Below are 19,492 nucleotides of genomic sequence, written 5' to 3'. Positions count from 1 at the left end.
CCTTAGCCGGGTTTGCCTTCGATCCCTCCTAGCTCATCGACGCCGCCGAAATCGGGGCTGACAGCCGGAGCCATCGCCCGGTGTTCGCCATCACCGAGGGCGAGGAAACCCTTTTGGTGCAGTCCGCCGAGCTCGACTACCGCAAGCGGCCTACGGCATCGCTGCGGCGACGTTCGAGAAGAAGTAAGCCGCGCTGTTACGTGCGCGCCCTCACCCCAACCCTCTCCCCCAGGGAGAGGGGGTTGTCTGGAGTGGGAGGCGGGCTTCCCCTTCAACGCCAGGCTTCACAGGTATTTTCAGAGTTACCGCAATAGCGATTTCTGTGATCTGGACAAGTCCAGGTACCAGGCGATACTCAGCAGTCGCCCATCGCACCTTATTGCCCCCTCTCCCTCCGGGAGAGGGCTGGGGTGAGGGTGATCCCAACGTCAGAGCCCATGCAGTCCTTAGCTAGTTCCTCCTCAGCAAGCCAGGACTGAAGCCCGCAAAACCTTCGCGCCAGAACCATCGCCAAGCCCAAAAGCTCAGGCGATACTCCACAGCATCCCGCCCGCTCCGTACCGCCCCCTCTCCCTCCGGGAGAGGGCTGGGGTGAGGGCAAACCCAACACCAAAACCCAAGGGAACGGATTCCCATGCCCCTCATCACCCACGCCCGCGGCCTGCGTCGCAACCAAACCGATGCCGAACGCGCCCTCTGGCAGCACCTGCGTGGCAAGCGTCTGCAAGGATTCAAGTTCCGTCGCCAGCATCCCTATGGCCGCTACATCCTGGACTTCGTCTGCCTGGAAGCGCGGCTGGTGATCGAACTGGATGGCGGCCAGCATCAAGGCAGCGTCAACGACCGCGAGCGCGACGCCTGGCTGCAGGCCCAGGGCTTCCAGATCCTGCGCTTCTGGAACCACGACGTCCTGACCCAGCCCGACACCGTGCTCGACCGCCTGTACGCCGTCCTCAGCCCGGCTTGACCCGCGGCTTGCGCGCCCGCGTCGGAGCGCCACCCGCCTTCGCCGTCGCCTTGGTCTTGCCTCCACCCGTACGCCGTTTCTTCTTCCAGGGTGCGCCCTTGCCCGTGGGTGGTGGGCCGCTGATGGTCAGGGTCAGGCCCAGGCAGCGCTCCACCTGCTTGCCCATCCAGGCCGACTGCTTGGCGACGAACTCCGCCAGGCTCAGCTCGCCCTCCTGTACCCGGTCCAGCGCCTGCTCCCAGAGCGCCGTGGTGCCGGGATCGGCGATGGCCCGCGGTACGGCGTCGATCAGGCCGAAGGCGGCGGGCGTCGCCGCCAGGGCCTTGCCCTGCTTGACCAGGTAGCCGCGATCCAGCAGTCCCTGGATGATCCCGGCACGGGTCGCCTCGGTGCCGATGCCGGTGGTGTCCTTGAGCTTCTGCTTGAGCGCCGGATCCTCCACCAGCTTGGCGACGTTCTTCATCGCCTTGATCAGGTCACCCTCGGTGAAGGGCTTGGGCGGCTGGGTCAGTTGATCCTTGCAACGCACCTCGACCACCGGATAGTGCTCGTCTTCGCGCAACTCGGGCGGGGCCTGGGGCGGCGGCGCCTCGCGGCCCTTGGGCGGGGTCAGGGCTTCGGGCAGGGCGCGGCGCCAGCCCGGCTCCACCAGGCGCTTGCCGGTGGCGCGCAGGCGTTCGCCACCGGCTTCGAAGTCGGCCTGGGTGCGGTCGAATTCGTGCTGCGGCAGGAATTGCGCTAGATAGCGCGCCCGGATCAGGCCATAGACATTGCGTTCCTGCGCACTCAACCGGCCCAGGTCACGCGCGGCCAGGGTCGGGATGATGCCGTGGTGGGCCCCGACCTTGGCGTCGTTCCAGGCCCGCGAGCGGCGACTGGCGTCCAGGTGCTCACGCAGGGTGGCGAGACTGCTGTCGGCGCCCAGCAAGGCGGCCAGCAGCGCCGGCGCCTCGGCGTGCTGGGGCAGCGGCAGGTAGCCGCAATCGCTGCGCGGATAGGTGATCAGCTTGTGGGTCTCGTAGAGCGCCTGGGCGATGTCCAGGGTCTGCTGGGCACCCAGATTCAGGCGCTTGGAGCAGACTTCCTGCAAGGTGCCCAGGTCGAAGGGCAAGGGTGCCGCCTCCCGGACGCGCTCGGTCTTTAGCTTGACCAGGCGCGCCTGCCCTGCCGCCTCGATGGCCCGCGCCGCCGCCTGGGCCACTTCAGGCTTGAGGCAGCGCCCCTGGTCGTCGCAGACGTCCTCCGGTGGCTGCCATTGGGCCTGGAAGCGACCGCCCGCGGCGTCCAGGGTCGCCTCCACGGTCCAGAAGGGCACCGGCACGAAGGCGGCGATGGCGCGGTCGCGATCCACCACCAGGCGCAGGGTCGGGGTCTGCACTCGCCCGACCGAGAGCACGCCCTGGTAGCCGGAACGCCGTCCCAGCAGGGTGAACAGCCGACTCATGTTCATGCCGATCAGCCAGTCGGCGCGCGAGCGTCCCAGGGCGGACTGATAGAGCCCATAGGTCTCGGCGCCCGGCTTGAGCACCGCCAGGGCACGGCGGATGGAGACGTCATCCAGCGCCGACAGCCACAGCCGGCGGATCGGCCCGCGGTAGCGGCAATGCTCCACCAGTTCGCGGGCGATCATCTCGCCCTCGCGGTCGGCGTCGGTGGCGATCACCAGTTCGCTGGCCTCGCCGAGCAGGCGCTTGACCGCCTTGAACTGGCTGCCGGTGGTCTTCTTGACCTGCAGCTTCCACTGCTCGGGGACGATGGGCAGGTCGTCCAGCGACCAGCGCTTGTAGCGACTGTCATAGGCATCCGGCGGCGCCGTCTCCAGCAGGTGGCCGATGCACCAGGTGACGGTCACGCCCTGCCCCTGCAGGCAGCCTTCGCCGCGGCGGGTGGCGCCGAGGATGCGGGCGATGTCCTTGGCCTGGGAGGGTTTTTCGCAGAGATACAGCTGCATGGCGGGCGTCGCGCGAGAGGAATGGCGACAGGATGCAAAGCCTGCGCGAGCCACGCAAGGACTAATCTGTATATCCGTACAGAAACCGGCCTTTGCGCAAATTCGCTCAATGGGCCACAGCGCGCGCAGGACGTGGATCACAGCTTGAATGGCTACTCGAGGACGGGCGGAATCTTGCCGGTAGGGGACAGTCCTTGGGCTACGGCACTTTCGCCGTTTGCAGCCGAGCTCGGGGAGGCGTCAATGAACACTGTAGCTATGGATCGCGCCAAGGCCGAGAGCACCGGCACCGGTAACCATGTCGACACCGCCAGCAGCCAGGCGCTGCGGGCCGCCATCAGCACCATGAGACGCACCACCAGCCAGGTGCAGCGCATCAACGATCAACTCTGGGAAGTCTGGCCGGACGGCCGTCGCAAGCTGCTGCTGCGCTAAGACCTCCCACCCGACGCCCTAGGCGGGCGTCGGCGTATCCAGCGCGGCCAGGTAGGTCGCGACCTCGGCCTGGATCCAGGCGGTAAAGCGTTCCTGCTTTTCCGCCGATTCGGCGCGTTCCGGCCAGACCAGCCAGTAGGCGTACGGATAGGGCGCCACCACGGGGCTGAGCTGGACCAGCCGGCCTTCGTCCAGGGCGTCCTGCACCAGGCTGCGGCGTTCCAGGGCCAGGGTCTGGCCGAGCCGCAAGGCTTCCAAGACCAGGTTCGAGTCGTTCATCGCCAGGGCGCTGTCGGTATGGCGTTCCCCAGCCCCGGCGGCGGGTCCCCAGTGGCGCCAATTCTCCTCGGTGCACAGTAGCGGCTGGGCCAGCGCTTCCGCCAGGGTCCGTGGCAATCGCCCGCCACGGTAGTCCGGCGCCGCCACCAGCAGGACGTCGTCCTGGAACAGCCGCAGCGCCGTCAGGCCATCCCAGTGGCCCTCGCCCATGCGCACCCCGATATCCACCATGCCCTGGCGCAGGTCCTGGAAGTCCAGGCTGGTCTGCAGGCGGATCCGGTATTCCGGATGCAGGGCGCGAAATCGCGGCAGCCGCGGTAGCAACCAATGCGCGGCGAAGGAGGGAAAGGTGGCGAACACCAGTTCGTTGCGCCGCGGACGGGCCTGCAGGCGCCGGGTCGCCTCGCCCAGGTCGGCGAGCAACTGGCGAACCTGTTCGGCATAGACGCGACCGTCACCCGTGACCTCCAGGCCCCGCCCATGACGCTCGAAGAGCACCATGCCCAGCTGATGTTCCAGGCCCTTCACCTGCTGGCTGACCGCGGCGTGGGTGAGGTGCAACTCGGCCGCTGCCCGGGTGACGCTCCCCAGGCGGGACACCGCCTCGAAACAGCGCAGGGCATTCAACGGCGGTATGCGCGACATGTAAGTCTTCCTTACGAATCCAGTCAGATTTTCTCGCTGGTTGCATCTTCGCTGAAGCCTTAATGTCACGTCCAGAGCGGCATCCTTTGTGAAACACACGAAGCCGATGACGTTCCACGTGAAACAGGATTCACTCTTTCTGACAGGACGCCGCCCATGCAACTCATCGGCATGCTCGACTCGCCCTATGTGCGGCGGGTCGCGATCTCCCTTCGCCTGCTGGCCCTACCCTTCGAGCTGCGCCAGCTCTCGGTCTTCCGCGATGTCGAGCGCTTCCGCACCTTCAATCCGGTCGTGAAGGCGCCGACCCTGATCTGCCTGGACGGCCAGCGGCTGATGGATTCCTCGCTGATCCTCGACTACGCCCAGCACCTCGCCTGCGGCAGCCGGCAGTTGCTGCCCCACGGACATGCCGCGCGGGCAACCGCCCTGGGCCGGATCGGCCTGGCGCTGGCGCTGTGCGAGAAGGCGGTGCAGCTGGTGTACGAGCGTGACCTGCGCCCGGCAGAGAAGCGCCACGAACCCTGGCGGCAACGGGTGGAGGGTCAGTTGCGTGCGGCCTGCGGCGCCCTGGACAAGGCCTGGCTGGGCCCGCGTCCGCCGCTGAGCGAGGGCGCCATCGGCCAGGACGCCATCGACCTGACGGTGGCCTGGAGCTTCCTCCACCACGCCCTGCCTGGGCTGATCGACCGGCGTAATTACCCGACGCTGGAGGCCCTGGCCGCCGAGGCGGAAAAGCTGTCGGTGTTTCGGGATTATCCGCTGGTATGAGGCACTATTGGGCTTCGCTGGCGCTCAACCCAACCTACGGGCCAGGCTTTCGTAGGTTGGGTTGAGCAACGCGAAGCCCAACGCTCAGATCAACCGCGGTAATACCGCTGCGGCACGAAGGGCGTCTTGGCGACCTTGACCGGGATCTGCTTGCCGCGCACCACGGCGAACAGCTCGGTATCCAGGGCGGCGAAGGCGCTGTCGACATAACCCATGGCCACCGGCGCGCCCAAGGTCGGGCCGAAGCCGCCGCTGGTGACGCGGCCGATGCTGGCGCCGTTGGCATCCACCAGTTCCGCGCCTTCGCGCACCGGCACCCGCTCCTGCACCAGTAGGCCGACGCGCTTGCGGCTCACACCGTCGCGCTGCTCGGCGAAGATGCGCTCGGCACCGGGGAAACCGCCGGCGCGGCCGTTACCTTCGCGACGCACCTTGGACAGCGCCCAACCGAGGTTGGCCATCACCGGCGTGGTGCCGGCATCCATGTCGTGGCCATAGAGGCAGAGACCGGCTTCCAGGCGCAGGGAGTCACGGGCACCCAGGCCGATGGCCTCGACTTCCGGCTCGACCAGCAGGCGGCGCGCCAGGGCTTCGGCGGCGGCGCTGGGCACCGAGATCTCGTAGCCATCCTCACCGGTGTAGCCGCTGCGACTGACGATGCAGGGCTGGTCCAGCAGCTTGACGCGGCGGACCTGCATGAAGGTCATCTCGGCCACTTCCGGGGCCAGGCGCGACAGCACCGCGGCGGCCGCCGGGCCCTGCAGCGCCAGCAGCGCGCGATCGAATTGCGGCAGCACCTGGCAGCGATCGCCGAGGTGCTTTTCCAGGTGGGCGAGATCGGCCTCCTTGCAGGCGGCGTTGACCACCAGGTAGAGGCAATCGCCCAGGTTGGCGACCATGAGATCGTCGAGGATGCCACCGTTGTCGTCGGTCAGCAGGGCATAGCGCTGCATGCCGCTGGGCAGGTCGATGATGTCGACCGGGACCAGGCTTTCCACGGCTTCGGCGGCCGCGTCGCCTTCGAGCAGCACCTGGCCCATGTGGGAGACGTCGAACAGCCCGGCCTGGGCGCGGGTGTGCTGGTGCTCCTTGAGCACGCCGAGCGGGTACTGCACCGGCATCTCGTAGCCGGCGAAGGGCACCATGCGGGCACCGAGTTCCAGGTGCAGGGCGTGGAGCGAAGTCTTGAGCAGGGACATGGTGGGGCTCCGTGTCGGGTGGCTGTCCTGAGTCCAGGCGCTGTTGCCAAAGGATCAGGAAGACGGTGATGTGGTTTTCCCTCACCCCAACCCTCTCCCAGGGGAGAGGGGGAAGTGCAGGTGTTCGGGATCTGGCCTCTCCTTGCCCTTCCTCAATACGCGTCGAGGGGAAGGGGTCGGGCGGTTCCCTCACCCCGGCCCTCTCCCAAAGGGAGAGGGGGAAGAGCGGTGCTTCACTCGGACGTCCTGTACAACGGGTACAGAGCTATCGGCGTGCAGCGGCTCTGCTCCCCTCTCCCCCTGGGAGAGGGGCCGGGGGTGAGGGTCAGGCCTCGCCGTAGGCTTCGATCGGCGGGCAGGAGCAGACCAGGTTGCGATCGCCGTAGACGTTGTCGATGCGCGCCACCGGCGGCCAGTACTTGCCGTCCACCAGGCTCGGCAGCGGGAACACCGCCTGCTCGCGGCTGTAGGGGTGGGTCCACTCCCCGGCCAGTTCACGCGCGGTATGGGGCGCGTTCTTCAGCGGATTGTCCTGGGGATCCAGGGTGCCATTTTCCAGGGCGCGGATCTCTTCGCGGATGGCGATCATGGCGTCGCAGAATCTATCCAATTCCTGCTTGGACTCGCTCTCGGTGGGCTCGATCATCAGGGTCCCGGCCACCGGGAAGGACATGGTCGGGGCATGGAAGCCGAAGTCGATCAGGCGCTTGGCCACGTCGTCCACGGTCACGCCACTGCTGTCCTTGAGCGGACGCAGGTCGAGGATGCACTCGTGGGCCACCAGGCCGCTGGTGCCGGTGTAGAGCACCGGGTAGTGCTCTTCCAGGCGCCGGGCGATGTAGTTGGCGCTGAGGATGGCCACCTGGGAGGCGCGGGTGAGACCGGCGCTGCCCATCATCTTCAGGTACATCCAGGAGATCGGCAGGATGCTGGCGCTGCCGTAGGGCGCCGCGCAGACCGCGCCTTCCTTGCGCTCCAGGTGGGCATGGCCGGGCAGGAAGGGCGCCAGGTGCGCCTTGACGCCGATGGGGCCGACGCCCGGACCACCGCCGCCGTGGGGGATGCAGAAGGTCTTGTGCAGGTTGAGGTGGGAGACGTCGCCGCCGAACTGACCCGGAGCGCAGAGGCCGACCATGGCGTTCATGTTGGCGCCGTCGATATAGACCTGACCGCCGTGGTCATGGACCACCTGGCAGATCTCGCGGATGGCCTCTTCGAACACCCCGTGGGTGGACGGGTAGGTGATCATCAGCGCGGCCAGGCGCTCGCTGTGCTGCTCGGCCTTGGCGCGCAGGTCCTCGAGGTCGACGTTGCCGCGCTTGTCGCAGGCCACCACCACCACGCGCATGTCGACCATGCTGGCGGTAGCCGGGTTGGTGCCGTGGGCCGAGGCCGGGATCAGGCAGACGTCGCGCTCGCCCTGGCCGCGGCTCGCGTGATAGGCACGGATGGCCAGGAGGCCGGCGTACTCGCCCTGGGAGCCGGCATTGGGCTGCAGGGAGACGGCGTCATAGCCGGTAGCGGCGCAGAGCATGGCCTCCAGCTCGGTGGTGAGCTGGGCATAGCCCTCGGCCTGGTCGGCCGGCGCGAAGGGATGGATGGCGCCGAATTCGGCCCAGGTGACCGGGATCATCTCGCTGGCGGCATTGAGCTTCATGGTGCAGGAGCCCAGCGGGATCATGGTGCGATCCAGCGCCAGGTCCTTGTCCGCCAGCTTGCGCAGATAGCGCATCAGCTCGGTCTCGGACCTATGGCTGGCGAACACCGGGTGGGTCAGGAAGGCCGACTGGCGGCGCAGCGCTTCTGGCACTTCCACGCCGCTGACGTCGCCCAGCTCGACGACCTGGGGTGCGGCCTGGCCGTCGGCCAGGATCTCCAGCAGGGCCTGGACGTCGGCCAGGGTGCTGGTCTCGTCGAGGGACACGCCCAGGGCCTCTTCGCTGACTTCGCGCAGGTTGTAGCCGCGGGCGCGAGCAGCCTCGTGCAGGGTGGCGGTGCGCGCGCCGAACACCAGGGTCAGGGTGTCGAAGGCGGTGTGCTGGGTCTGGTGACCGAGGCGCTGCAGGCCGGCGGCCAGCAGGCCGGTAAGACGCTGCACCCGGGTGGCGATGCGGGTCAGCCCTTCGGGGCCGTGGTAGACCGCGTACATGCTGGCGATGTTGGCCAAGAGCACCTGGGCGGTGCAGATGTTGCTGGTGGCCTTCTCGCGGCGGATGTGCTGCTCGCGGGTCTGCAGGGCCAGGCGATAGGCCGGGTTGCCGTGGCGGTCGATGGACACGCCGACGACCCGCCCAGGCATGTCGCGCTTGTACTTGTCCTGCGTCGCGAAGTAGGCCGCGTGGGGACCGCCGAAGCCGAGCGGCACGCCGAAGCGCTGGGCGGTGCCGATGGCCACGTCCGCGCCCAGTTCGCCGGGCGGGGTGAGCAGGGTCAGGGCCAGCAGGTCGGCGGCCATGGCCACCAGGGCACCGGCGGCCTGGAAGGCCTGGATGCTCTCGCGGTAGTCGCGGATCTCACCAGTGGTCATCGGGTACTGGAACAGCGCGCCGAAGAAGCGGCCGTGGTCCTCGATCTCGGTTTCCACGCCCACCACCACCTCGATGCCCAGGGGTTCGGCGCGGGTGCGCAAGACGTCCAGGGTCTGGGGATGGCAGTGTACGGAGGCGAAGAAGGCACTGGCCTTGTTCTTAGCCAGGCGCTTGCAGAAGGTCATGGCCTCGGCGGCGGCGGTGCCCTCGTCCAGCAGCGAGGCGTTGGCCACCGGCATGCCGGTGAGGTCGCCGATCAGCGTCTGGAAGTTGAGCAGGGCTTCCAGGCGGCCTTGGGAGATCTCCGGCTGGTAGGGGGTGTAGGCGGTGTACCAGGCCGGATTTTCCAGCAGGTTGCGCAGGATCGGCGCCGGGGTATGGGTGTTGTAGTAGCCCTGGCCGATGAGGCTCTTGAGCAGGCGATTCTTGCCGGCGATGGCGCGCAGCTCGGCCAGGGCGTCGGCTTCGGACAGCCCGGCGGGCAGGTCCAGCACGCTGGTGCCCTTGATGCTCTCGGGAATCACCTGGGCGGTCATGGCCTCCAAGGATTCGTAGCCGAGCAGGTCGAGCATGGCGATCTCGTCCAGCTCGCGCGGGCCGATGTGGCGCGGGACGAATTCGTCGGCGGTGCTGAGGGTAGCGTGCAGCGACATGGCGGTCTTACCCCTTGATCAGTTGCTGATAGGCGGCTTCGTCGAGCAGGGCGGCGAAGGCTTCGGTATTGGCGGGCTGGAAGCGGAAGAACCAGCCGGCACCCAGCGGATCGCTGTTGATGGTCTCGGGCGCATCATTGAGCGCCTCGTTGACGGCCAGGACCTCGCCATCCAGCGGCATGGTGATGTTGCTGGCGGCCTTGACCGATTCCAGGACCGCGACTTCATCGCCCCGGGCGTAGCTGCGCAGCTCCGGCAGTTGCACGAAGACCAGGTCGCCGAGCGAATCCTGAGCATAGTCGGTGATGCCGACGGTGATGCTGCCATCGGCTTCCTGACGTAGCCACTCGTGTTCTTCGGTAAAGCGCAGACCCATTGCCAGACTCCTGCGGACGTTTGTCCTGGTGAATAGATGAGTCGAATGCTGCAAGGCCAGTGCCAGGATCAAAAGCCAGTGATTTCAGGGGCTTAAGCTAGGCCACCTAGTAGCCTTGTAGCGAAATCGATACGGAAGTCCGCTAGCCCCTCGCTAGACGTAACGTTTTAGATACACAGTATCGATTTCGTTACGATGTTAGCCTGGCTGTCGGATCGGACAGCCCAGCTATAGGAGTCGGCCTGGCTCCTGGCCTCAATCGAGGATGAAATGCGGCAGGAAGCGCGAGCTGTCCTGGGTAATCAGCGAGCGATCCTCGCGAATGCCCAGGCCGCAGGCGCGGTTACCCACCACCCAACTGCCCAGCACCGGATAGTGGCCGTCGAAACAGGGTAATGGCTGGCAGGCCTGGCGTATGGTCGCCCCGCCATAGGGGCCGGCCACCGCGGCCCGGCGACCGTCACGGGCGTGCAGGCTCACGTTGGCGCCCTCGCGGGAGAACAGCGGCTTGCGCACCCAGCCCGGTGCCAGGGTATCGCTGGGCTGGGCATCGAAATAGGCGGGTAATAGATTGGGATGCCCCGGGTGCTGCTCCCAGAGCAGCGCCAGGATGCCCTTGTTGCTCAGCAACGCCTTCCACGGCGGCTCGACGAAGCGGGTGCCGCTGGCCGGGATGGCCGCGCCGAAGGCGTCTTCCAGCAGGTGCTCCCAGGGGTAGAGCTTGAACAGGCTGAAGATGGAATGGCCCTGGAGATCGACGAAGGTGCCCGAGCGCTCCAGGCCGATGTCCTCGATGGCGAGGAAACGGGCATCCAGCCCGGCCTGGATGGCGCAGTCGCGCAGGTAGTCGACGGTGCCCCGATCCTCCAGGGAGTCGCGCACCGCGGCCAGGTACAGCGGCTGCGGCAACCCCAGGTCGGCCAGGGTTTCGATCAGCCGCTCCTGGATCAGGTTGTACTGGTCGGCCGCAGCGGGCAGCCCGCCGCGTTCACGCTGCTGTTCCAGCCACAGCCACTGGAAATAGGCCGCCTCGTAGAGCGAGGTGGGGGTGTCGTAGTTGAGCTCGAACAGCTTGGCCGGACCCTGGCCGCTGTAGCAGAAGTCCATCCGGCCATAGAGCGAGGGCTCGCGACGGCGCCAGCTGATGCGCAGGTGGTCCCAGAAGAAGCGCGGAATGTGCAGCCGCTCCAGCAGCTCCTCGCGCTCGACGATGAGATCCACCAGCGCCAGGCATAGCTGGTGCAGCTCGGCGGTGGGCGCCTCGATGTCATCCTCGATCTGCCGCAGGCTGAAGCGGTAGGCGGCGGTCTCGTCCCAATAGGGTTCGCCATCGAAGGTATGGAAGGCGAAGCCCAGGGCCTCGGCCTGCTGGCGCCAGTCGGGACGCTCGCTGAAGGAGATGCGCTGCATGGCCTAGCCGCCCTGGGAGCAGAGCGCCGAGGCCTTGAGCCCGAAGCCGCCGCGCTGGACAGCGGGCGCCGGCCTGATCCGGGTCAGGGCGGTGCTGACCAGCAGCGGCCCGGAGCGGCGCCCGACGTATTCGTTGCAGTTGCTGCGCAAATGGTCGTCACCGAGCGCCTGGTAGAGCGGCTCGCTGGGGAAGCGCTGTTCCAGCCAGTCCAGCCGCTGCCCCTGGGAACCGGTGGCCGTGACCGGCACCGTACCCAGCAGGTAGCCGGCGAGCGGCGGCGCATAGGCGCCCGCGACCTGCTCGACCGCCTGGCAGCGCCCGGCGCCGAAGTCGGCCTCGCAATCGGCCTGGGCACGGTAGCGGGGGGCGATCTGCCGGTGCAGGGCCAGCACCCGGGCGTATTCCTGCTCGCACAGCCCGGCCTTGAACACCCCGGCGCTCTGGCACTCGAGCGGGTCCCGATAGAGATAGCCCGTCTCCGGCTTGTCGCTGCAGCCGGTCACGAGCAGCGGCGTGGCGCCCAGCAGTACCAGGCGCAGGCCCTTGCTGCGTTTCATCGCGCCCCCTCAACCGCTGATGGCGGCGGCATTGAGCACGCCCACGGCAAGGGCGAAGCAGGCGGCGAGGATGCCGCTGGCCATCTCGTTGGCTGCCAGCCGTTGCGGCAGCCCCGGCAGGCCCAGGCGCAGGAGCTGGAAGGCCAGTAGCTGGGTGACCAGGGCGATGAGTGCCCAGACCAGGAAATCGACCAGGCTCACCGCCACCCGCATGGCACCAGCCAGGGGCAGCACGAAGCCGAGCAGGCTGCCACCGAAGGCCAGGGCCGCGGCGGGCACGTCGGCGCGGATCAGCTGCCATTCGCGGTGCGGCGTGAGCCATGCATAGAGCACGCAGAACAGGCCGAGCAGGGCCAGGGACAGCAGCAGGTAGAGCAGAAAGGCGGGAAAGCCGCTGAGGTAGGCGGACAGCACGGAGACGCTCCTTGTCGATGCAAGCCGGCCGCGATTATCGCCCTAGCGGAGAGGGGCGTGCCGACCGTTCACCCGGCGAAACGGCGAGGCGGTCGCGAACTTCCGCCCCGCTTCGTCGGCCCAAGAGAGCACAACAAGACCTCTACCAAGCGGCTCTGCCTTCCCCCATCCCTTGCCTGGAGTCTTTGTCATGGCTGTGAAAACCGTTGCCGATCTGCTCGTCGCCACCCTCGAAGCCGCTGGTGTGGACACCATCTGGGGCCTGCCGGGCGATTCGCTCAACGGCCTCACCGAAAGCCTGCGCAGCCGGGGACGCATCCGCTGGCGCGGCGTGCGTCACGAAGAAGCCGCGGCCTTCGCCGCCAGCGCCGCCGCCGATACCAGCGGGCGCCTGGCGGTCTGCGCCGGCTCCTGCGGCCCGGGCAACCTGCACCTGATCAACGGCCTATTCGACGCCCAGCGCAGCGGCGCGCCGGTACTGGCCATCGCCGCCCAGATTCCCTCCAGCGAGATCGGCCTCGGCTACTTCCAGGAGACCCACCCGGAACGCCTGTTCCGCGACTGCAGCGATTTCTGCGAGGTGGTCTCCCACCCCGAGCAATTGCCGCGCATCCTCGAGACGGCCATGCGCTCGGCCATCCTCAATCGCTCGGTATCGGTGGTGGTGATTCCCGGCGACGTGGCGCTGGCCGAGGCGCCGATCAAGGAGGTCCAGTGGAGCGAGCCGGTACGCCCGGTGGTGGTACCGCCGGACGCCGAACTGGACGCCCTGGCCGAATTGCTGGCCGGCGAGAAGCGCATCACCCTGCTCTGCGGCGCCGGTTGCGCCGGTGCCCATTCCCAGGTGGTGGCCCTGGCCGAGCGGCTGCAGGCGCCGGTGGTCCACGCCCTGCGCGGCAAGGCCCATATCGAGTATGCCAACCCCTATGGCGTGGGCATGACCGGGCTGATCGGCTTTTCCTCCGGCTATCACGCGCTCAAGGAGTGCGATCTGCTGCTGATGCTGGGCAGCAACTTCCCCTATCGCAACTTCTTCCCGGACCACGGCCGGGTGGTGCAGATCGACCTGCGCGGCGCCCACCTGGGCGTGCGTACCCCGCTGCTCAAGGGGCTGGTGGGTGACGTCCGCGCCACCCTCGATGCCCTGCTGCCGAAACTCCAGCCCAACAGCCACAGCCGCTTCCTGGAAAAGGCCCAGCAGCACTACCGCAAGACCCGCGCCGAATTGGACGACCTGGCCACCGCCACCGCCGATGGCGAGCCGCTGCATCCGCAGTACCTCACCACCCGCGTCAGCGAACTGGCCTCGGCGGATGCCCTCTTCACCTGCGACGTCGGCACCCCCACGGTGTGGGCCGCACGCTATTTGGCGATGAACTTCGAGCGTAAGCTGGCCGGCTCCTTCACCCACGGTTCCATGGCCAACGCCCTGCCCCAGGCCATGGGCCTGCAGGCGGCCTTCCCCGACCGCCAGGTGGTGGCCCTGGCCGGCGATGGCGGCCTGTCCATGCTGCTGGGCGAACTGGCGACCCTGGCCAGCGAGCAGCTGCCGGTCAAGGTCATCGTCTACGACAATGCCACCCTGGGCTTCGTCGCCATGGAGATGAAGGCCGCCGGCATGCTCGACGAGACCACCGACCTGGGCGCCGTCGACTTCGCCCAGGTGGCCGAAGCCTGCGGCGTGCGCGGCTGGAAGGTGGAATCGGCGAGCCTGCTCGACGCTACCCTGGAAGAAGCCTTCGCCCATCCCGGCCCGGCGCTGGTGGATGTGCGCATCGCCAAGCAGGAATTGTCGCTGCCGCCGAAGATCCAGGCCGCCCAGGCCAAGGGCTTCAGCCTCTACATGCTGCGGGCGGTGATGAGCGGCCGTGGCAGCGAGGTGGTGGACCTGGCCAAGACCAACGTGCTGCGCTGAGGGCGCCCCTGAAGACGGCGGCGCGCACCTTTTGACGAGGCGCGCTGCCCGGTACACCCCACCCAGCGCCATGAGATGCCAGGCGCCGTCGCCCGCTCAGCCCTTGCGGCGATTCTTGGCGTTGCCCTGGCGGGCCTTGAAGCGGGGGTTGCTCTTGCAGATCACATAGATCCGCCCGCGGCGCTTGACCACCTGGCAGTCGCGGTGCCGGCGTTTGGCCTGTTTGAGCGAGGCGAGGACTTTCATGAGGCGGCACTCCCTTTTGATATGTAATAACGTTACGTTAATACGAATCAGTCGCAAGGGGAAGTCTTGGCAGAGGAGGATTTGCCGCCGGGTTGTCCTGGCCAACCGGCTGCCTCGCGAGCCGGGGCCACTGATAGCCTTCGGCTGCTGGGGACCAGACGATGCCGTGCGACCGGGCCAGGTCGCACGGCACTAGCGACGACTAGGGCTCGCTCGACTGCTCCAGCAGCCGCGCGACTTCGCCGCTGGCCTTGAGCCTGTCGAAGGCCTCGCGCAGGCGCCCTACCAGGGGGGCCGGGGTGGTCGCGCTGAACGCCATGTACAGCGGCGTATCGAGGTCTTCCAGGGCTGCCAGGCGCTGTAATCCGGGACAGGCGTCGCCAGCGGCCTGACAGAGGTGGGCGGCATCCAGTTCGGGCAGGAGCAAGGCATCCACCTGGCCGCTGAGCAGCCGGCTGAAGTTGTCCTGCTGCTGGCCGGACACCACCAGCCGCTGGAAGCCGAGCGTCTGCAGGTACTGGTGGCGCACGTCGTCCCGCATCACGCCGAGGCGATAGGGCCGCGCGTCGTCGAGACGCTCGATACGGACATCCTCGCGCGTCTTCAGCCGATAGAAGTAGTAGCGCAGGCGCAGCACCTCCCCCACCCACTGGAAGTGGGTTTCGCGGGCCGGGGTTCGGGCGATGAGGTAGATCAGCACCCCCGGCTCGTGCAGCGCCAGATCATAGGCGCGGGCCCAGGGATAGAGTTCCACCCGGTAGTCATCGATACCCGCCTGCACCAGGGTGCGCTCCACCACCGCGGTCGCCGGTCCGCCCACCCGACCGTCGACGATCCGGCTGAAGGAGGTGTCTTCGGTCACCGCGCGGACGGTGGCCGCCTCCACGCTTTGGCCCAGTAGCACCAGCAAGGCGAGCAACACGGGATGCCTCATAGGGATACCTCCTCCTGCAGGTGACAGCTGCGATTGCGTCCCAGGCGCTTGGCCTGGTAGAGCGCCCGGTCGGCAGTACCCATGAGGGTGGCGAAATCGGGAATGTCCGCGTTCAACGCGGCATAGCCAATGCTCAGGGTGACCTGGCCGGCGGCCGTCGATCCGGCATGGACGATCCCCAGCGCCAGCACGGCCCGGCGCAGGCGCTCGGCCATTTCGCCGGCGCCCTCCAGGTCGGTCGCCGGCAGCAGGACCGCGAATTCCTCGCCGCCGATCCGCGCCACGAGATCGCCGGCACGCACCACGACCTGGCGCATGGCGGTGGCCACCTGCCGCAGGCAGAGGTCGCCCTGGGCATGGCCATAGGTGTCGTTGTAGGGCTTGAAGAAGTCGACGTCGCAGACCAGCAGCGAGAGCGGCAGACCGGAGCGCTGGGCGCGGCGAAACTCCACGTGCTCGGTTTCGTCGAAGCAGCGTCGATTGGGCAGTCCGGTGAGCGGATCGCTGAGCGACAGCTCTTCCAGCCGCGCATTGGCGCTACGCAGGGCCTCCTGGGAGGCCAGCAGGTCGCGCAGCTGCGCCTGGTGGTGGGAGGCGTGCAACAGCAGCTGGGTGGTCATGTTGATCAGGGCGCGTTCATCGGTGCGCCAGTCGCCCGCCAGGTCACGCCCGAAGAGCAGCAGCCCGTACTCGTCGTCGGCGGTGCGCAGGTGGACCAGGCCCAGGGCTTCGTTGCCCAGCGCCAGCAAGGGCGCCGCCGCCTCACCGAGGGCGGTGGCCAGCGCTGCGCGACTGGCGAAGATACCGGGTACCTCGGGCTCCAGCAGGGTCTCCAGGCGCTCGCCGCAGTGGGTCGGCAGCGTCATGCCCAGCGCCGGCTCGGCCGCGCCGGACCAGCCCTGGTATAGCCGATACACGGCATCCTGGGCGTGGCGCTTGAACCAGAAGGCCTGCCGCGCGCCCAGGCGCTGGGCCACCTCCTGCAGGCAGACCTGGCAATGCCGGTCGAACTGGTCGCAGGGCGCATTGATCAGCTGGTTGGACAACCCAAGGATGGTCTGCTGGGCCGTCGCCAGCGCCTCGAGCTCCGCGGTTCGCTCGCGCACCCGGTCCGCCAGGCGATCGCGATGGGCGGCCAGCTCTTCCTCGTGACGATGCTGCTGGGCGAGGTAGCCCGCCAGGTTGCCCTGCAGCGTATTGATGCCGCTCACCAGCAGGTCCAGTTCGTCGTGCCGGGCCGGCCGCTGCAGGGCCAGGGGCGCGGCGAGGGTGGCAGCCGTCAACCGCGACAGGTGCCGGGCGATGCGCCGGACGTGCAGGGTCACCAGCCGATTGAAGGCCAGGCTGACCAGACCGGCGAGCAGCAGGGCCAGGATGACCTGGGTCAGCAGGGTGCCGGCCACGCTGTCGCGCAACTCCTTCCAGAGCAGGGGCTCGTTGCCCTGGATGAGCAGGTCGCCGAGCACCTCGCGCCCGCCGGGATAGGGGCTGTAGATCAGCTCGCAGTGCCGACTCGGCGCCAGGCTCGAGGCCACCCAGTCGTCACGCTGGCGGGCCTGGACCTCAACCTCCTTGCCGTGCCCGGCCAGCCGCAGTTCGATGCGCCCTACTGAGGCGACGCGCAGGGCGCCGTCCAGGTGCGCCTGTACCGCGGGCTTGTCCAGTTCCCAGATGGCCTTGGCCAGGGTCGACTGGTACACCTGCTCCAGCAGTTGCAGTTCGGCCTCCATGCCGACACGGTTCTGCTCCCAGATGTTCCAGGTCCGCAGCCCCGCCGTGACCGCGGAAAACAGCAGGCAGAACACCACCGTCATCAGCGCCAGGCGATTACCCAGCGAGCGATGCGTGCGCACGCCGCTCATAGCCAGCGCCGCTGCAGTGCGTCCAGCGTCCCGTCCTGCTGCAGGCTGGCGAAGGCCGCCCGTAGCCGCGCCAATAGCTCGGGCGAGGTATTCAGGCTGGCCGCCAGGTACAGGGGATAGGGTGGCACGCAATAGGCCTGCACCAGATCCCGCCTGGGCTCGTAGCCGGCCTGGCGGGCCAGGTAGTTGGCCACCGCCCGGTTGGCGATCCACAGGTCGACCCGCCCGCCCTTGAGTTTCTCCAGGTTGAGGCTGTAGTGCGCGCTGGACTGCAGCTCGCGCCCGACGGCGAACCCCTGCGCCAGCAGGATGCGCTCGCCGGCATCGCCATTGACCGTGGCGATCTGCCGACCGCGGGCGGCCTCCAGGCTGGCGAAGGGCGGGACGCGCCCCTGCCAGCTGAACAGGCAGAGATTGGTCTCGGTGAGGGGTACCACCCAATCGAACAGCGCCTCTCGCTCGGGCAGCCGCGCCATGGAGAAGATCAGTACGCCGGGGCGTTCCTGGGCCTGGGCGAAGGCGCGGGCCCAGGGCATGACCTGCGGCTCGCCGGCAAGCTCCGCCCGGGCCAGCAGCAGGCGCACCAGTTCGACCGAATAGCCGGTCACCCGGCCATCCGGCTGGACCAGGCTGAACGGTGGATAGTCCTCGGTCACCACCTGGACTTCGCTCGCACGAACAGCCGTGCAGGCCAGCATCAGACCGAGAAATAAGCATTGCAGGAAGTTGCTCGCCACGAAGCCCTCCCGTCCGAGCACGACGTGATCTGAGCTTTATCGGGCTGCACCGATGAAACTTGAAGCCGCCGCGCTAGTCTCGCCGTGGAATGCCGTAGCGGCGCAGGCGCATGGCGATGGCCGAGTGGGAGGTCTGCAGGCGCGCGGCCAACTGGCGGCTGGAGGGATGCTGGGTATAGAGCCGTTCCAGCAGGGCGGCTTCGAAGCCCTGCACGGCCGCCTCCAGGGTACTGACCTCGGTCTCCACCTGCCCCGCCACCGCGGTGCCGGCCAGGTCCAGGTCGTCGACGTCGATCTGGCCGCTTTCGCTGATGGCGGCGGCGCGGAAGAGGATGTTCTGCAACTGGCGGACGTTCCCCGGCCAGGCGTTGCCCAGCAGCACGCCATAGGTGGCCGGGGCCAGCCGACAGGGCGGGCGGCCGATCTGGGCGCAGGCCTGCTGCAGGAAGTGCCGCGCCAGCAGCAGGATGTCCTGGCCGCGCTCGCGCAGCGCCGGCACCTGCAGGCTGAGTACGTTGAGGCGGTAGAAGAGGTCTTCACGAAAGGTCCCGGCGGCCACCATGGCCTGGAGGTCACGATGGGTGGCGGCGAGGATGCGCACGTTGACCTGGGTCTCGTGGGCCCCGCCGACGCGGCGGAAGGTGCCGTCGGAGAGGAATCTCAGCAGCTTGGCCTGCAGGTAGGGCGACATCTCGCCGACTTCGTCGAGGAATACCGTACCCTGGTCGGCCAGCTCCAGCAGCCCCGGCTTGCCGCCGCGCTGGGCGCCGGTGAAGGCGCCTGGGGCGTAGCCGAACAGCTCGCTCTCGGCCAGGCTTTCCGGCAGGGCCGCGCAGTTCAGCGCCAGGAAGGGGGCGTCGCGACGGGCACTGGCGGCATGGCAGGCGCGCGCCACCAGCTCCTTGCCGGTGCCGGTCTCGCCGAGGATCAGCAGGGGGGCTTCGAGGGCCGCCAGGCGCTGCGCGCGGGCCTTGAGGGTGCGGATGGCGGCGCAGTCGCCGAGCAGCGAATCGAAGCCCTCGGGCGTGTCGTGGCGCAGCGCCGACAGCCGGCCGCCGATGCGACTGGGCGCATAGAGAGTCAGCAAGCCGCCGGCCAGGCCGCCCACGGGTTCACCGATGGGGGTGGCGTCCAGCAACAGTGCCTGGCCGCGCAGCACCACCTCGCGCAGCGGCAGGCGAAAGCCCTGGGCCAGCAGTTCGGCGGGCAGCTCGGCATCGTTGAAGAGTTCGGCGAGTGTGTTGCCGGCCCCTTCGCCGGCCAGGGCGGCGAACGCCGGGTTGGCCAGCAGGATGCGGCCCTCGCCATCCACCGCCAGCACCGGATCGGCCATGGCCGCGAGCAGCGCATCGAGCTGCAGGGTGCGCCGCTGGCCGGGCAGGATGTCCACCACCCGGACCGCCTCGACCCCCACCACGGTCAGCAGGGCGGCGCGCAATTCCTCCAGCACCGCGGCGCTCAGGGTCGGCGCATCGATGTAGACGTTGGGCGGCACCATCTCCACCGCGTCCAGGTTGAGGTTGCGCGCACCGAGCAGTGCCAGGACCTCCTGGGTGATACCGACACGGTCGATGAAAGTCACATGGATACGCATGAAAACCGCGGGGTCTGA

17 protein-coding genes are annotated in these 19,492 nt (G+C 68.2%); 4 read left to right on the top strand and 13 right to left on the bottom strand.

What is annotated here, in order from left to right; genetic code table 11:
- Positions 1-634 precede the first annotated feature (634 nt).
- Complete coding sequence (locus tag ACYJP6_RS03175; RefSeq protein ID WP_459473303.1) at positions 635-967, top strand: endonuclease domain-containing protein; 333 nt, start codon at positions 635-637, stop codon at positions 965-967.
- Here the strand turns inward: ACYJP6_RS03175 and ACYJP6_RS03170 are convergent.
- The gene (locus tag ACYJP6_RS03170; RefSeq protein ID WP_459473302.1) at positions 954-2,918 is read right to left on the bottom strand and encodes a DNA topoisomerase III; all 1,965 of its coding nucleotides are present in this window, start codon (positions 2,916-2,918) and stop codon (positions 954-956) included. The two genes, ACYJP6_RS03175 and ACYJP6_RS03170, sit on opposite strands and share 14 nt — an antisense overlap.
- A gap of 243 nt (positions 2,919-3,161) precedes the next feature.
- Between ACYJP6_RS03170 and ACYJP6_RS03165 the strand changes: the two genes are divergently transcribed.
- Positions 3,162-3,353: a hypothetical protein gene (locus ACYJP6_RS03165; RefSeq protein WP_459473301.1), complete on the top strand. Its 192-nt coding sequence runs from the start codon at positions 3,162-3,164 to the stop codon at positions 3,351-3,353.
- An 18-nt stretch (positions 3,354-3,371) separates the two neighbouring features.
- Here the strand turns inward: ACYJP6_RS03165 and ACYJP6_RS03160 are convergent, their stop codons facing one another.
- Complete coding sequence (locus ACYJP6_RS03160) at positions 3,372-4,277, bottom strand: LysR substrate-binding domain-containing protein (RefSeq protein WP_459473300.1); 906 nt, start codon at positions 4,275-4,277, stop codon at positions 3,372-3,374.
- Between the two features lie 156 nt (positions 4,278-4,433).
- Here ACYJP6_RS03160 and ACYJP6_RS03155 point away from each other — a divergent pair, with 156 nt between their 5' ends.
- Entirely contained in the window at positions 4,434-5,048 is a 615-nt protein-coding gene (locus ACYJP6_RS03155) for a glutathione S-transferase (protein ID WP_459473298.1), read from the top strand.
- 89 nt (positions 5,049-5,137) lie between these two features.
- Here ACYJP6_RS03155 and gcvT read toward each other — a convergent pair whose 3' ends face one another.
- From gcvT to ACYJP6_RS03125, 6 genes are all read right to left on the bottom strand, one after another.
- On the bottom strand, positions 5,138-6,247 hold the full coding sequence (gcvT, locus tag ACYJP6_RS03150) for a glycine cleavage system aminomethyltransferase GcvT (protein WP_459473296.1): 1,110 nt from the start codon (positions 6,245-6,247) through the stop codon (positions 5,138-5,140).
- A 325-nt stretch (positions 6,248-6,572) separates the two neighbouring features.
- Positions 6,573-9,428, bottom strand: coding sequence for an aminomethyl-transferring glycine dehydrogenase (gene gcvP / locus ACYJP6_RS03145; RefSeq protein WP_459473295.1), 2,856 nt, complete (start codon positions 9,426-9,428; stop codon positions 6,573-6,575).
- A gap of 7 nt (positions 9,429-9,435) precedes the next feature.
- Positions 9,436-9,804: a glycine cleavage system protein GcvH gene (gene gcvH, locus ACYJP6_RS03140; protein WP_459473293.1), complete on the bottom strand. Its 369-nt coding sequence runs from the start codon at positions 9,802-9,804 to the stop codon at positions 9,436-9,438.
- 255 nt (positions 9,805-10,059) lie between these two features.
- Positions 10,060-11,214: a glutathionylspermidine synthase family protein gene (locus tag ACYJP6_RS03135; protein ID WP_459473291.1), complete on the bottom strand. Its 1,155-nt coding sequence runs from the start codon at positions 11,212-11,214 to the stop codon at positions 10,060-10,062.
- 3 nt (positions 11,215-11,217) lie between these two features.
- Entirely contained in the window at positions 11,218-11,772 is a 555-nt protein-coding gene (locus tag ACYJP6_RS03130) for a DUF1190 domain-containing protein (protein ID WP_459473289.1), read from the bottom strand.
- Between the two features lie 9 nt (positions 11,773-11,781).
- Positions 11,782-12,186, bottom strand: coding sequence for a DUF350 domain-containing protein (locus tag ACYJP6_RS03125; protein WP_459473287.1), 405 nt, complete (start codon positions 12,184-12,186; stop codon positions 11,782-11,784).
- Positions 12,187-12,376: 190 nt separating this feature from the next.
- Here ACYJP6_RS03125 and poxB point away from each other — a divergent pair, with 190 nt between their 5' ends.
- Entirely contained in the window at positions 12,377-14,101 is a 1,725-nt protein-coding gene (gene poxB / locus ACYJP6_RS03120) for a ubiquinone-dependent pyruvate dehydrogenase (RefSeq protein WP_459473286.1), read from the top strand.
- A 96-nt stretch (positions 14,102-14,197) separates the two neighbouring features.
- Here poxB and ykgO read toward each other — a convergent pair whose 3' ends face one another.
- The 5 genes from ykgO to ACYJP6_RS03095 all read right to left on the bottom strand — a co-directional run bounded on the left by ykgO (position 14,198) and on the right by ACYJP6_RS03095 (position 19,474).
- Complete coding sequence (ykgO, locus tag ACYJP6_RS03115; RefSeq protein ID WP_459473284.1) at positions 14,198-14,347, bottom strand: type B 50S ribosomal protein L36; 150 nt, start codon at positions 14,345-14,347, stop codon at positions 14,198-14,200.
- Between the two features lie 202 nt (positions 14,348-14,549).
- Entirely contained in the window at positions 14,550-15,281 is a 732-nt protein-coding gene (locus ACYJP6_RS03110; RefSeq protein WP_459473282.1) for a substrate-binding periplasmic protein, read from the bottom strand.
- Positions 15,278-17,143 carry a GGDEF domain-containing protein gene (locus tag ACYJP6_RS03105; RefSeq protein ID WP_459473280.1) on the bottom strand — a complete coding sequence of 622 codons (1,866 nt, stop codon included), beginning with the start codon at positions 17,141-17,143 and terminating at the stop codon, positions 15,278-15,280. The genes ACYJP6_RS03110 and ACYJP6_RS03105 overlap by 4 nt, the downstream gene beginning before the upstream one ends.
- A complete protein-coding gene (locus tag ACYJP6_RS03100) occupies positions 17,140-17,880 on the bottom strand; it encodes a substrate-binding periplasmic protein (RefSeq protein WP_459473278.1) in 741 nt (246 codons plus the stop codon). The genes ACYJP6_RS03105 and ACYJP6_RS03100 overlap by 4 nt, the downstream gene beginning before the upstream one ends.
- Before the next feature lie 73 nt (positions 17,881-17,953).
- Entirely contained in the window at positions 17,954-19,474 is a 1,521-nt protein-coding gene (locus ACYJP6_RS03095; RefSeq protein ID WP_459473277.1) for a sigma 54-interacting transcriptional regulator, read from the bottom strand.
- Positions 19,475-19,492 lie beyond the last annotated feature (18 nt).

The organism is Pseudomonas sp. No.117 (assembly GCF_054558395.1).
This window is presented reverse-complemented; position numbering and strand designations above follow the sequence as displayed.